We start from the raw sequence: 13329 nt of genomic DNA, 5'->3' as shown, positions 1-13329 counted from the left end.
CCCGAGTGCTGTCGTGGGCCCTTGTTGCGCTGACATGCCGGGGCGCGGCACCCCCCGTCGGGTACCGCGCCCCGTCCCCCATCCCCCCCGGGGTGGCGGCAGTGGTTACAAGATCGCCTCTGCCGGGGGCAGCGTCCCCGTCCGGGCCGCCTTGCTGTACCAGTGGGCGCTCGACTTGGGGGTGCGGGCCAGGGTGGCGTAGTCGACGTAGACCGCGCCGAAGCGCTTGCCGTAGCCGTAGGCCCACTCGAAGTTGTCCAGCAGGGACCACAGGAAGTAGCCGCGGACGTCCGCGCCGTCGGCGATGGCGCGGCGGACCTCCGACAGATGGCCGTGGAGGTAGGCGATGCGCTCCGGGTCGTGCACCCGGCCGTCGGAGTCGGGCTTGTCGTCGTAGGCCGCGCCGTTCTCGGTGATGTAGAGCGGCAGACCCGGTGCCTCCCGCGTGTAGCGCATGATCAGCTCGTGCAGGCCCGTCGGGTCGATCGACCAGCCCATCTCCGTGCGCTCACCGGGCTTCTGGTGGAAGGCGATGTCGTCCGCGCCCGGCCAGGGGGAGTGCGAGCTCGCGCCGTGGCCGTCGGCGCGCGGCCCCGTGGCCTGCGCGTCCGCCGCCGACACCAGCGTCGGCGTGTAGTAGTTCAGGCCCAGCGCGTCCAGCGGCTGGTTGATCGTCGTGAGGTCGCCGTCGAGGACGTACGACCAGTCCGTCACCGACTCCGTCGCCACGTACAGCGACTCCGGGTACGTGCCGTGCAGGATCGGGCCGTGGAAGACGCCGTTGGCCAGGTCGTCGATCTTGCGGACCGCCGCCTGGTCCGCCGGGTCCTGCGGGGACAGCGCCCTGACCACCGCGGAGTTGAGGCTGATCGCCACCGCGTTGCGGGCCGGCATCACCGAGCGCAGGGCCGACGTACCCAATCCGTGCGCCAGGTTCAGGTGGTGCGCCGCCCGCAGCGAGGCCGCCGCGTCGGTACGGCCCGGCGCGTGCACCCCGGAGGCGTAGCCCAGGAACGCGCTGCACCACGGCTCGTTGAGCGTGATCCAGTGCTCCACCCGGTCGCCGAGCGCCTCGCCGACGATCTGCGCGTACTCGGCGAACCGGTAGGCCGTGTCCCGCTCCGGCCAGCCGCCCGCGTCCTCCAGCTCCTGCGGCAGGTCCCAGTGGTACAGGGTGATCGCCGGCTTGATGCCCTTCGACAGCAGCTCGTCCACCAGACGGCGGTAGAAGTCCAGGCCCTTCTGAACGGCCGGGCCCCGGCCCGTCGGCTGCACCCGCGACCACGAGACGGAGAAGCGGTAGGCGCCCAGGCCCAGCTCCGCCATCAGCGCCACGTCGTCGCGGTAGCGGTGGTAGTGGTCGACAGCGATGTCACCGTGCTCGCCGCCGGCCGTCTTGCCCGGCGTATGGCTGAAGGTGTCCCAGATCGACGGGGTACGGCCGTCCTCCCGCACCGCCCCCTCGATCTGGTACGCGGACGTCGCGGCGCCCCAGAGGAAGGCGGGAGGAAAGGTCACCGGGGTCGCCGGAGTTTCGGACTCAGTCATGGAAGCGCTCCCATAGGAGGTCGAGGAGACCGACAGGTAGGAGGGGGTGGGGAGGAGAGGGAAGGGGCCGAGGCGGCGGTGACCCGGCCCCCGTGAGCGGGCGTCAGCCCTTGACGGCGCCCTGCATGATGCCGCCCACGATCTGCTTGCCGAAGATCGCGAAGACCAGCAGCAGCGGCAGCGTACCGAGCAGCGCGCCCGCCATGATCAGTGACTGGTCGGGGGTGTAGCCGCGGCCGAGGCCGGCGACGGCGACCTGCACGGTCGGGTTGCCGGTCTGGGTCAGGACGAGGAACGGCCACAGGAAGTCGTTCCAGGTCTGCACGAACATCAGCATGCCGAGCACGGCCATCGCGGGCCGGGCGGCGGGGAACACCACGTGCCACACCACGCGCCAGCTGCTCGCACCGTCGACCCGGGCGGCCTCGATGATCTCGTCGGGCAGCGCCTGGATCAGGTACTGCCGCATGAAGAACACGCCGAACGCGCTCACCAGCGACGGGAAGATGACCGCCTGCAACTGGTCGGTCCAGTCGAGCTTGGCGACCATCATGTACAGCGGGATCACGCTGAGCTGCGGCGGCACCATCATCGTGCCGATCACGATCAGCATCAGGGCGCCCCGGCCCCGGAACCTCAGCTTGGCGAAGGCGAATCCGGCGATCGTCGACAGGAAGACGATGGTCAGCGCCGAAATGCCCGCCACGATCGTGGTGTTGACGAAGGCCTCGCCCAGATTGGCGTCCGTCCAGGCCATCTCCAGCTTGTCGAACAGACCGGAGCCGAACCAGAACGGCGGCGGGGTCTGCGCGAGTCGCTGGTTGTCGCGAGAGGCGGCGATCGCCGTCCACACCAGCGGGAACAGCGAAACGATCGTGAACAGGATGAGGATCGCGTAGGCGATCGGGCCGCCGTGCAGCGTCCCGCCGGCCCGGGCGGCCTTCGGCAGGTGCGGGCGCTTGGACTTGGGGGCGGCGGGCTTCGCGTCGGGGGGCGTCACAGTCGTCGTCACGGCCGGAACTCCTTAACTACTGGCGCGCAGCCGGCGCGAGATGACGTAGTTGACGATGCCGATGACGATCAGGATCAGGAACATCGTCCAGGCGATCGCCGAGGCACGGCCCAGGTGCTGGGCGACCCAGCCCTGCTCGTACAGATACAGGCCGAGCGTCTGGAACTGGTGCTCGGCGCCGCCGGAGGCGCCCTTGTTGACGTCGAACAGCAGCGGCTCACCGAAGACCTGGCTCGCCCCGATCGTCGAGACGACACAGGTGAACAGGATCGTCGGGCGCAGCGCCGGCAGCGTCACATGGATGAACTGCTTCCAGCGGCTGGCCCCGTCCAGGGCCGCCGACTCGTACAGGTCCTGCGGGATCGCCTGCATCGCGGCCAGGTAGATCAGCGCGTTGTAGCCGGTCCAGCGCCAGATGATGATCGTCGAGACGGCGATCTGCGAGGGCCACTTGTCGTTCTGCCAGTCCACCGGGTTGATGCCGACCAGGTCGAGCGCCCAGTTGATCATGCCGTAGTCACGGCCGAAGAGCAGCACGAACACCAGCGAGGCGGCGGCGATCGACGTCGCGTACGGCGCGAGCATCGCGACCCGGAAGAAGGTCGAGGCGCGCAGCTTGTAGTTGAGGATGTGGGCGATGCCCATCGCCATCAGCAGCTGCGGGACGGTGGAGATGATGCCGATGGTGAGGGTGTTCCGCGCCGCGTTCCAGAAGAACTCGTCGTCGAAGATCCGGGTGTAGTTGCGCAGCCCCACCCAGTTCATGTCGGTCGGCGCCGTCAGCTCCACCTGGTGCAGCGAGGCCCAGCCCGTGTAGATCAGCGGGAACAGGCCGAACGCGACGAACAGCAGGAAGAACGGGGAGACGAACGCGTACGGGCTCCAGCGGATGTCCCGCTGCCAGCGGCGGGACAGCCGGGCCCGGCGTCGCTGCTCCTTCTCCACGGATACGGGGTCCGCCGGCGGGCGGCCCGGGGCCGCGCCCCCCTCGGCGGGGGGCGCGGCGGTGTCGTGACGGGTGGCCATACGGGTCACTGGTCCAGCTTGTTGTCGATGGTCTTCTGTGCCGACTCCCAGGCGTCTTCGCCCGACTTGCCCTTCGTCACCAGGAACACGCCGTTGTCCGTCAGGCCCTGCATGATGATCTGGTCCTTCGGGCCGATCACCTGCACCGGGGCGTCCTTGGCGGCCTCCGCGAAGACCGGGCCGATCGGCTGCTCACCGGTCATCTCGTTCTTCGCGCCGGTCACCTCGGGCATGGTGTAGGCGGCCGGGGTGCTCGGGAAGTTGCCCTGCACCTTGAACAGCTTGGCCTGCTGCTCCGGGGCGGTCAGCCAGGCCACGAGCTTCTGGGCCTCCTTCACGTGCTTGCCGCTCTTCGGCACGGTCAGGAAGGTGCCGCCCCAGTTGCCGCCCTTGGGCGCGGTGGCCACGGCCCACTTGCCGGCCGCGTCGGGCTGCGACTTGCCCTTGATCGTGCCGAGCATCCACGGCGGGCAGGAGATCGTGGCGAACAGGCCCTTGGAGATCGTGGTCTCCCAGGCCGGCTGGAACTGTGTCTGCGACTGGACCAGGCCCTTCTCGGCGGCCTCGGCGGTCAGGTCGAAGGCGGCCTTGACGGCCGGGTTCGTCTTGTAGATGACCTCGCCGGAGGCGTCGTAGAACTTCTCCTTCTCGCTGCCCAGGATCGCCTGGAGCAGACCGCCGGGGGAGTCCATGAAGTAGGTGCCCTTGGGCGCCTTCGCCTTGTACCGCTCGCCGACGGAGACCAGCTTGGCCCAGTCACCGGCCCACAGCTTGCCGACCTCCGCGGGGTCCGTGGGCAGCCCGGCCTTCTCGTACAGGTCCTTGCGGTAGCAGATCGCCATCGGGCCGACGTCCGTGCCGAGGCCGATCGTCCGGCCGTCCTTGGTCGTGGCCTGCTTCCACTTCCAGTCCAGCCAGTTGCCCGGCTTCACGCCCGAAACCTTGGACATGTCCTCCAGCTTGTCCGACTGGGTGGCCGTGACCTCGGCGATGTTGGCGACTTCGACGGCCTGGACGTCCAGCAGGCCGCTGTTGGTGGTGAGGTGGTTCAGCAGCGCCGGGTAGTAGTTCTCGTTCCGCTCGACGACGTTCTCGGAGATCTTGATGTTCGGGTTGAGCTTCTCGTACTCGGTGTAGAGGCCGGCCTCCTTGAAGCCCATGGTGCCGAAAAGGCCCAGCGTGATCGTGGTCTTGCCGCCACTGTCGCCGTCCGACGAGCCGGAGCTGCCGTCCTTGCCGTCGTCGGCACAGCCGGCCAGCAGCCCGGCGCCGAGCGTCGCCGCGGCTGCGAGGACCACCGCCTTGCGGGCGGTACGGGTACGTGCTCGCATTACGTCCTCCTGTTGCACTGATGTGCCGACCCCCCGGCCAACTGCTGTGCTGGGCCCGTTGGTTCTCGTTGCGGCTCGGGCGGGGAACGTGCGGGATGTGTATGTGTCAGGTACTGTGGGAGCGCTCCCACAAGTGATGTGTTGAAGGTTCGCCGGTCCGGCCGGGGGTGTCAAGGGAGTGGGAGCGGAGAGATGTGTTCAGTTATCGGGCTGTTAATCAATCGCACGGGCGGTGCGGATCCGGCCGGGGAACGGAGCCCCGGGGACGGTCAGCCCACCACAGGGGACTGTTAGATTCCAGGCCAGCGTGACAGTGACGCGTGACAACGACGGCGGGAAGGCGGAGCTCATGGCAAGCCACGCAGCGCGGGGCCGGAGCGGTGGCCGGCCCACCCTCGAAGAGGTGGCGGCGCGTGCCGGTGTCGGCCGCGGCACCGTCTCCCGGGTGATCAACGGCTCGCCCCGGGTCAGTGACGCGACGCGCGCCGCGGTCGAGGCGGCGGTCGCGGAGCTCGGTTATGTGCCCAACACGGCCGCCCGTGCCCTGGCCGCCAACCGCACGGACGCGATCGCGCTGGTGGTCCCCGAGCCGGAGACGCGGTTCTTCGCGGAGCCGTACTTCTCGGACATGCTGCGGGGCGTGGGAGCCGAGCTGTCGGACACGGAGATGCAGCTGCTGCTGATCTTCGCGGGCAGCGACCGGGAGCGGCAGCGCCTCGCCCAGTACCTGGCCGCCCACCGGGTGGACGGTGTCCTGCTGGTCTCGGTCCACGCCAACGACCCGCTGCCCGACCTGCTCGCCCAGCTGGAGATCCCCGCCGTGATCAGCGGCCCGAGGTCGGCCGGGGAGACGCTGCCCTCGGTGGACTCGGACAACTACGGCGGCGCCCGCTCGGCCGTGGAACACCTGCTGTCCCGCGGCCGTACCCGCATCGCCCACATCACCGGCCGCCTCGACGTGTACGGCGCCCAGCGGCGCATCGACGGTTACCGAGACGCGCTGCGCGACGCGGACCACCCGGTGGACGAGGACCTGATCGAGGCCGGCGACTTCTCCGAGGACGGCGGCCGCCGCGCGATGGCGGCACTGCTGCAGCGCTGCCCCGACCTCGACGCGGTCTTCGCCGCCTCCGACGTCACCGCGGCCGGCGCCCGCCAGGCCCTGCGCGAGGCCGGCCGCCGCATCCCCGAGGACGTCGCCCTGGTCGGCTACGACGACTCCGCCATCGCCCGCCACATGGAGCCGCCCCTCACCTCGGTCCGCCAGCCCATCGATGAGATGGGCCGCAGAATGATCGACCTCCTCCTCACGGAGATCGCCGACCGCCGCCCGGCCGTGTCCCGGGGGCTGGAGCGGCGGCAGGTGGTCCTGGCCACGGAGCTGGTGGAACGGGCGTCGTCGTAAGGCCACCCCGTGCCGCACCCCCTCCTGGAACGGGCGCCGACCGCCACCTGACCTCCCCGTCCTGCTCCTCCTCCGTCGGCGTCAGCCCCGCCGCCGCCGCGACCGCCGCCGAGGCCGTGTGCGCCGGGTGGATGTGGGCGACGACCGTGCGCACGGACTGCCGTCCCAGCCACGCGACGAGCCCCCGGGCCGCCTCCTTGGCGAGGCCGTGGCCCTGCCAGGGGGTGCCGACCACCCAGGCGATCTCCGCGGCATGCCGGCCGGTGACCGTTGCCTGGACGGTGCCCACGAGGCAGGACCCGGCGCGCAGCCGCAGCACCCAGTTGCACCAGGAGACGGACGGGTCGGGGGAGCCGGCGACGAGCCGCTCGTAGCGGGTGCGCAGGACGCCGGGGGAGTCGGGAGCGCCGCCGATGAAGGTGTGCAGGGCCGGGTCGGAGAGGGCGGCGGCCATCTCCTCGGCGTGTTCCACGCGCAGGGGGAGCAGGTCGAGGCGGGCGGTGGGGATGGGCTCGGCGGATACGCGGGACTCGGTCACCGCCGGAAGCCTACGGGTCCGGGCCGGCTCAACGCGCCGGATCGGCCACGGCCTTGCGCGGACGGTGCGGGACGGGGGAGGAACGGCGGGCCAGGGCGAACGGGCCGCCACACACCGGGTGCGGCATGATGCCCTTTCAGACCGACGTTCCAGGGGGGAACATGCAACTCCGGCACACCGCCGCAGCCGTCGCCATCACCGCACTGGCACTCGCACTCGCCGCCTGCTCCGGCAGCGACAGCGACGAGCAGTCCCACGCCCAGCCGAAGACCTCGGCGTCCGAGCGAGAGGCCCCGCAGCAGCAGAAGGACGATGCCGCCAAGAGCCCGGGCATCCCTCCCGAGCCGACCGGGGCCGACCGCGTCATGCTGCTCCGGGCCCTCGCCGCGGCCAACCCGGACGTCGTGAAGTACGAGGACAAGGCCATCGACGCCGCCCGCAACCAGTGCTCGGCGATCAACGGCGGTGCTCAGCGTCTCGACTGGTCGGCCTCGCAGCGCTTCACCTACGAGGACGTCACGACCACGGAGGCACAGGGCAAGCAGATCAACCAGGCCCTGAAGGGCCTCGGCTTCTGCGCGGCCTGAGCAACGCGGCCGGTACGGCACACGACTGAGGGCTGACCCGCTTTCACAGGTCAGCCCTCAGTCGTCAAGGGTGAGTGACGGGACTCGAACCCGCGGCATCCTGGACCACAACCAGGTGCTCTACCAGCTGAGCTACACCCACCATGACCGGAAGTCCGAGGAGTGTTCTCCCCGACCGGCCGAGAAAAAGTGTACAGGGTCCGAAGGGGTGCTCGCGCACGGCTTTCGCGGCGCCCCTTCGACGGGCCCCGTCACGCCTGCTGAGCAGGCAGGACGTGCTTCGCGGCGATGGTCTTCGCGGTGTCGGAGTCCGGGCCGGGCTGGGGCACGAAGATGGCCTCCCGGTAGTAGCGCAGCTCCGCGATGGACTCGCGGATGTCGGCGAGCGCGCGGTGGTTGCCGTTCTTCTCGGGGCTGTTGAAGTACGCCCTCGGGTACCAGCGGCGGGCCAGCTCCTTGATCGACGAGACATCGACGATCCGGTAGTGGAGGTAGTCCTCCAGCGTCGGCATGTCCCGCAGGAGGAAGCCGCGGTCCGTGCCGACCGAGTTGCCGCACAGCGGGGCCTTGCCGGGCTCCTTGACGTGCTCCTTCACGTACGCCAGGACCTGCGCCTCGGCGTCCGCGAGCGTCGTGCCGTTCGGGAGCTCGGCGAGCAGCCCGGACGCGGTGTGCATCTGACGCACCACTTCCGGCATCGTCTCCAGCGCCCGGTCCGGCGGACGGATGACGATGTCGACGCCCTCGCCGAGTACGTTCAGCTCGGAGTCGGTGACGAGGGCGGCCACCTCGATGAGCGCGTCGTCGGACAGCGAGAGGCCGGTCATCTCGCAGTCGATCCACACCATGCGATCGTTCATGCGACCACCCTACGGCTCCCCTCTCGGGGGCGAGCCGGGACCGCCTCGAACGATCTCGCCACGCGCCCGGGCGTCCCGGCGCCGCCCACCGGTGCCGGCGTCCGGGCATTCGGCTCCTCGAACACCGGTCGGGCCTGATCGCGCCCGACCGGTGTTCGAGGCCGCCGTTTCCCCGCTCACATACCGCTGCGCTGCCCCGGCAGGCTCGCCCGGCTCGCCAGGTAGGCCTCGCGACCGTTGTCCGACGGCGCTGACGCCGAGGGCGACAGCTGTGCCGACGAACCGACGGCGCTCGCGGCGGCCGTGCGGCGGGTCTGGAACGGGACCTCCGGGTGGAGCGCCGGGGACTGCTGCCCCGACGGGCCGGTGGGCCCGGTCACCCCGGACGTTCCCGGGGCGCCGTCGCTGTCCACCGGCTTCTCACCCTGCGGGCGGCGCGCACGGTACGCCGCCCGGTAGGCGGCCGGCGACGAGCCCAGCTGCCGGCGGAAGTGCCCGCGCAGCGCCACCGGTGAGCGGAAGCCGCAGCGGCCCGCGACCTCGTCCACGGAGTAGTCCGACGTCTCCAGCAGGCGCTGGGCCTGCAGGACGCGCTGCGTGATCAGCCACTGCAGCGGCGCGCTTCCCGTCAGGGAGCGGAACCGGCGGTCGAACGTACGACGGCTCATGTACGCGCGTGCCGCCAGTGTCTCCACGTCGAACTGTTCGTGGAGGTGTTCCAGCGCCCAGGCGACGACCTCCGCGAGCGGGTCGGCGCCGATCTCCTCTGGTAAAGAACGGTCGAGATAGCGCTCCTGGCCTCCGCTCCGGCGTGGCGGGACCACCAGACGGCGGGCCAGCGCACCGGCCGCCTCGTTGCCGTGGTCCGACCGCACGATGTGGAGGCACAGGTCGATCCCGGCCGCCGTCCCCGCCGACGTCAGCACGTCGCCGTCGTCGACGAACAGCTCCCGCGGATCCACATGCACCGACGGATAGCGCTTGGCCAGCGTCGGCGCGTACATCCAGTGCGTGGTCGCGGGGCGGCCGTCCAGCAGGCCCGCCGCCGCCAGCACGAAAGCGCCCGTGCACAGTCCGACGATGCGGGCACCCTCCTCGTGCGCCCGGCGCAGTGCGTCGAGCGCATCCTCCGGTGGCGGTGAGGTGATCGAGCGCCAGGCCGGTACGACGACCGTGCCGGCGCGTGAGATCGCCTCCAGGCCATGCGGTGCGGTGAGTTCCAGGCCCCCTGTGGTCCGCAGCGGGCCGTCCTCGCCGGCGCACACCAACAGGCGGTAGCGCGGCACTCCGGCGTCCTGGCGGTCAATCCCGAACACCGAAAGCGGTATGGAACTCTCGAAGATGGGGCCGCCGCTGAACAGCAGCACCGCGACGATCTCCTTGCGGCGTCGCCCGGACAGTTTCCGGGCCGCGGCTTCCGGCGCGGCAGTGGAGTCGTGGCTCATACTGCTAAGCCCCCCTCGGTGGTCGCGGCTCCTCGGTTGTGTCGCTCCTGCACGTTTCCCCTCGGTCCTGCACGAGTCCCCCGCCGTAGACAGTCAAGATCGAATCTACTGCGTCACGCCGTGCCGCCGTGGCCGGTTCGGTACCCGGCCCAATGTCGACATGGCAACTTGGCGTGAAGCATTCGATCACGAAGCGTTGCACTCGTGGGCCGTGCAGGGAAGTGCGCCTTGTCGCAGTGGCCAATCCACGTAGGGTGCGCAGGGCCCCGGAGGCCCTTTCCGTGCAGGTGGAACGGGGGTTGGGGGGCGGTTACGGCGGGGGATACGCGAGAACCAGAAGTTGGCTGAAAACCAACGTCTGTGTGCGCGGAAACCGGTCAGCCGACCGGTGTATTTCCTCCGCTGTGGCGCCTGCCCCGGTGTCCCCCCGTGCCGTTCCTGTGGTGGCGGCCGCGGTGCGGTGCGCGCTCCTCGGCACGCAGGCGGGCCGCGCCGCGCTCGGACTGGCGCAGCAGCAGCCGGCAGACGCCGGTGACGGCGGCGAGGCCGAGGGCGGTGCCGGTGGCGCCGGCGAGGGAGGTCCCGTACCAGAGGAGCACGACCGGGACGAGGACACAGCTGAACGCCGCCCAGCGGATCAGGTCGGTGACGGTGTCCTGGCGCTGCGAGGCCGCGGAGGGCGCCTCGGAGGCGCGGCGGGGTCCGGACAATGCGTGCTCCCTGGGGCGTGGCTCACGGGGTTCAACGCCCGTTCGAGCGGTCGGTCACTGCGCGATCTCGCCCCCGGGCAAGTGAATCCTGTGCAAACCACCTGTACAACGCAGCAACCATTGCGTTACGGGCGTCGCCTCGTGCATGCTCCCTGGAACCCCCACGCACCGTGGGCGGGATCTGGGCGAAGGAGGCGTGCCGCCGTACCCTTGGGGGTATGGGGTTGGGAAGATGATTCCCGGACACAGCTCCGCCGCACACTGTCGTCCCACCCATAAAGGATCACAACGCCGAGACAGTCATGGCCGGTCACGAATTCTTCGAACCCGCGGACCGCAAGCGGCCGGTCGCCGATCCGACGGCGGCCGATCCCCTGGCGGCGGAAGAGCCACGCACGTCGTGCGACCCCGCTTTCAAGCACGGCGTCGTCGTCGGCTTCGACGGCTCCACGTCCAGTGAGCGCGCCCTCGCGTACGCCATCGGCATGGCGCAGCGTTCCAGCTCGGGCCTGATCATCGTCCACGTCGCCAACCGGCTGCCCACCACCGTGTGGGCGGGCTGCGAGCCGCCGGTCTTCGTCGACGTCCCCGACCACCGGACCGAGGTCCTCGGGCTGGAGCTGGCCTGCGCGGACTACCTCGCCGAGGTGCCCTGGATCCTGGTCGAGCGCGGGGGCGACATCTGCCACGAACTCGAAGAGGTGGGCCGGGAGTACGAGGCGGACGCCATCGTCGTCGGCTCCACACAGGGCATCGTCGGGCGGATCTTCGGCTCTGTCGCCGGCCGGCTCGCCAAGCGGGCGCGGCGGCCGGTCGTGGTCATCCCGTAAGCGGAAACCCGGACCCCCCCTTGCGCGCAGCGTGAAGCTACTCACGCGTAGAGGTGTTTGTGCCTTTGTGAAGGGCATACACCGGTCACACGCGGCGCGCTGCGGGCCGGGGAGTGACGGCCACCGGTCGGCTGCGCGGGCCGGGGGTTGGGCGGCTCCCCGGCGATGAGAACGGCCCCCCGTGTCCGGTGACACATGTGGGGGGCCGTTCGGTTTGCTACTCCACCGTCACCGACTTCGCGAGGTTGCGCGGCTTGTCGATGTCCCTGCCCAGGGCCAGTGCCGTGTGGTACGCGAGGAGTTGCAGCGGGATGCCCATGAGGATGGGGTCCAGTTCGTCCTCGTTCTTGGGGACGACGATGGTCTGGTCGGCCTTCTCCTGCTCCTGGTGGGCGACGGCGAGGATCTTGCCGCTGCGGGCCTTGATCTCCTCCATGGCCGCGCGGTTCTTCTCCAGCAGGTCGTCGTCCGGGACGATCGCGACCGTCGGCAGGGCGGGCTCGATCAGGGCCAGCGGGCCGTGCTTGAGCTCGGAGGCCGGGTAGGCCTCGGCGTGGATGTAGGAGACCTCCTTGAGCTTCAGGGAGGCCTCGCGGGCCACCGGGTAGCCCCGGACGCGGCCGATGAAGAGCATCGAGCGGGCCTCGGCGAACTGCTGGGCCAGCTTCTCGATCTCCTCCTCCTGCTTCATGATCTCGGAGATCTGCTCCGGAAGCTTCCGCAGGCCCTCGATGATCCGCTTGCCGTCCCGGACGGACAGGTCGCGGGTGCGGCCCAGGTGCAGGGCGAGCAGTGCGAAGGCGACGGTGGTGTTGGTGAAGCACTTGGTCGAGACGACGCAGACCTCCGGGCCCGCGTGGACATAGATGCCGCCGTCGGCCTCGCGGGCGATCGCGGAGCCCACGACGTTCACCACGCCCAGCACCCGGGCGCCCTTGCGCTTCAGCTCCTGCACGGCCGCCAGCACGTCGTACGTCTCACCGGACTGCGAGACCGCGATGTACAGGGTGTCGGGGTCCACCACCGCGTTGCGGTACCGGAACTCCGAGGCCGGCTCGGCGTCGGCGGGGATACGGGCCAGCTCCTCGATCATCTGGGCGCCGATCATGCCCGCGTGGTACGAGGTGCCGCAGCCGAGGATCTTCACGCGGCGGATCTTGCGCGCCTCGCGGGCGTCCAGGTTCAGGCCGCCGAGGTGCACGGTGGAGAAACGGTCGTCGATGCGGCCGCGCAGCACGCGGTCCACGGCGTCGGCCTGCTCGTGGATCTCCTTGTGCATGTAGGTGTCGTGGCCGCCCATGTCGTAGGAGGCCGCCTCCCACTCCACGGTGGTCGGCTCGGCGGTCGTGCGCGTGCCCTCGGTGGTGTACGTACGGAAGTCGTCGGCCTTGAGGGTGGCCATCTCACCGTCGTCCAGCGTCACTATCTGCCGCGTGTGGGCGACCAGGGCGGCGATGTCCGAGGCGACGAACATCTCCTTCTCGCCGATGCCGAGGACGACCGGGGAGCCGTTGCGGGCGACGACGATGCGGTCCGGGAAGTCGGCGTGCAGGACGGCGATGCCGTACGTGCCCTCGATCAGCCGCAGCGTCTCGCGGACCTTGTCCTCCAGCTTCTCGGCCTGCGAGCGGGCGATCAGGTGGGTGAGGACCTCGGTGTCGGTCTCGGAGAGGAACTCGACGCCGTCCGCCTCCAGCTTGCGGCGCAGGTCGGCGGCGTTGTCGATGATGCCGTTGTGGACGACGGCGACCTTGCCCTCGGCGTCCAGGTGCGGGTGGGCGTTGACGTCGGAGGGGGCGCCGTGGGTGGCCCAGCGGGTGTGGGCGATGCCGGTGGTGCCCTTGAAGCGCGCCGGGACCTTGGCCTCCAGGTCACGCACCCGGCCCTTGGCCTTGACCATCTTCAGCCCGGCCGTCTTCGGGGACGTGACGACGATGCCCGCCGAGTCGTACCCGCGGTACTCCAGCCGCTGGAGGCCCTCCAGCAGCAGGGGCGCCACGTCGCGCTTCCCGATGTAACCGACAATTCCACACATAC

General features: G+C 70.3%; 11 protein-coding genes, 1 tRNA gene and 1 pseudogene. 3 read left to right on the top strand and 10 right to left on the bottom strand.

What is annotated here, in order from left to right:
- Positions 1-105 precede the first annotated feature (105 nt).
- The 4 genes from NW895_RS18535 to NW895_RS18520 form a co-directional block, all read right to left on the bottom strand.
- Positions 106-1548 carry a GH1 family beta-glucosidase gene (locus NW895_RS18535; RefSeq protein ID WP_289936821.1) on the bottom strand — a complete coding sequence of 481 codons (1443 nt, stop codon included), beginning with the start codon at positions 1546-1548 and terminating at the stop codon, positions 106-108.
- 103 nt (positions 1549-1651) lie between these two features.
- A complete protein-coding gene (locus tag NW895_RS18530; protein ID WP_289936820.1) occupies positions 1652-2560 on the bottom strand; it encodes a carbohydrate ABC transporter permease in 909 nt (302 codons plus the stop codon).
- Positions 2561-2572: 12 nt separating this feature from the next.
- Positions 2573-3586, bottom strand: a complete 1014-nt coding sequence (locus NW895_RS18525) for a sugar ABC transporter permease (protein ID WP_289936819.1) — start codon at positions 3584-3586, stop codon at positions 2573-2575.
- Positions 3587-3591: 5 nt separating this feature from the next.
- Positions 3592-4917: an extracellular solute-binding protein gene (locus NW895_RS18520; RefSeq protein WP_289936818.1), complete on the bottom strand. Its 1326-nt coding sequence runs from the start codon at positions 4915-4917 to the stop codon at positions 3592-3594.
- Between the two features lie 349 nt (positions 4918-5266).
- On the opposite strand from NW895_RS18520, the gene NW895_RS18515 reads away from it, so the two are divergent.
- On the top strand, positions 5267-6322 hold the full coding sequence (locus tag NW895_RS18515) for a LacI family DNA-binding transcriptional regulator (protein WP_289936817.1): 1056 nt from the start codon (positions 5267-5269) through the stop codon (positions 6320-6322).
- 37 nt (positions 6323-6359) lie between these two features.
- Here NW895_RS18515 and NW895_RS18510 read toward each other — a convergent pair.
- Positions 6360-6860 (bottom strand): annotated as a pseudogene (locus NW895_RS18510) (GNAT family N-acetyltransferase); the annotation flags it as partial.
- Between the two features lie 161 nt (positions 6861-7021).
- On the opposite strand from NW895_RS18510, the gene NW895_RS18505 reads away from it, so the two are divergent.
- Positions 7022-7447 (top strand): hypothetical protein, encoded by a 426-nt coding sequence (locus NW895_RS18505; RefSeq protein ID WP_289936816.1) that lies wholly within the window; start codon positions 7022-7024, stop codon positions 7445-7447.
- 69 nt (positions 7448-7516) lie between these two features.
- On the opposite strand, the gene NW895_RS18500 is transcribed toward NW895_RS18505, so the two are convergent.
- The 4 genes from NW895_RS18500 to NW895_RS18485 all read right to left on the bottom strand — a co-directional run bounded on the left by NW895_RS18500 (position 7517) and on the right by NW895_RS18485 (position 10462).
- Positions 7517-7589, bottom strand: a tRNA-His gene (locus NW895_RS18500).
- A 109-nt stretch (positions 7590-7698) separates the two neighbouring features.
- Complete coding sequence (gene orn, locus NW895_RS18495; RefSeq protein WP_289936815.1) at positions 7699-8307, bottom strand: oligoribonuclease; 609 nt, start codon at positions 8305-8307, stop codon at positions 7699-7701.
- A 176-nt stretch (positions 8308-8483) separates the two neighbouring features.
- On the bottom strand, positions 8484-9752 hold the full coding sequence (locus tag NW895_RS18490; RefSeq protein ID WP_289936814.1) for a helix-turn-helix domain-containing protein: 1269 nt from the start codon (positions 9750-9752) through the stop codon (positions 8484-8486).
- Between the two features lie 377 nt (positions 9753-10129).
- On the bottom strand, positions 10130-10462 hold the full coding sequence (locus NW895_RS18485) for a hypothetical protein (RefSeq protein WP_289936813.1): 333 nt from the start codon (positions 10460-10462) through the stop codon (positions 10130-10132).
- A gap of 302 nt (positions 10463-10764) precedes the next feature.
- On the opposite strand from NW895_RS18485, the gene NW895_RS18480 reads away from it, so the two are divergent.
- Positions 10765-11292 carry a universal stress protein gene (locus tag NW895_RS18480; RefSeq protein WP_289936812.1) on the top strand — a complete coding sequence of 176 codons (528 nt, stop codon included), beginning with the start codon at positions 10765-10767 and terminating at the stop codon, positions 11290-11292.
- Between the two features lie 217 nt (positions 11293-11509).
- Here the strand turns inward: NW895_RS18480 and glmS are convergent, their stop codons facing one another.
- Positions 11510-13327, bottom strand: a complete 1818-nt coding sequence (gene glmS / locus NW895_RS18475; RefSeq protein ID WP_289936811.1) for a glutamine--fructose-6-phosphate transaminase (isomerizing) — start codon at positions 13325-13327, stop codon at positions 11510-11512.
- Between the last annotated feature and the right edge of the window lie 2 nt (positions 13328-13329).

Source organism: Streptomyces sp. S.PNR 29, from assembly GCF_030386795.1.
GTDB lineage: Bacteria > Actinomycetota > Actinomycetes > Streptomycetales > Streptomycetaceae > Streptomyces.
The sequence above is the reverse complement of the archived record's forward strand: the minus strand, read 5'-3'. Positions and strand labels throughout refer to the sequence as shown.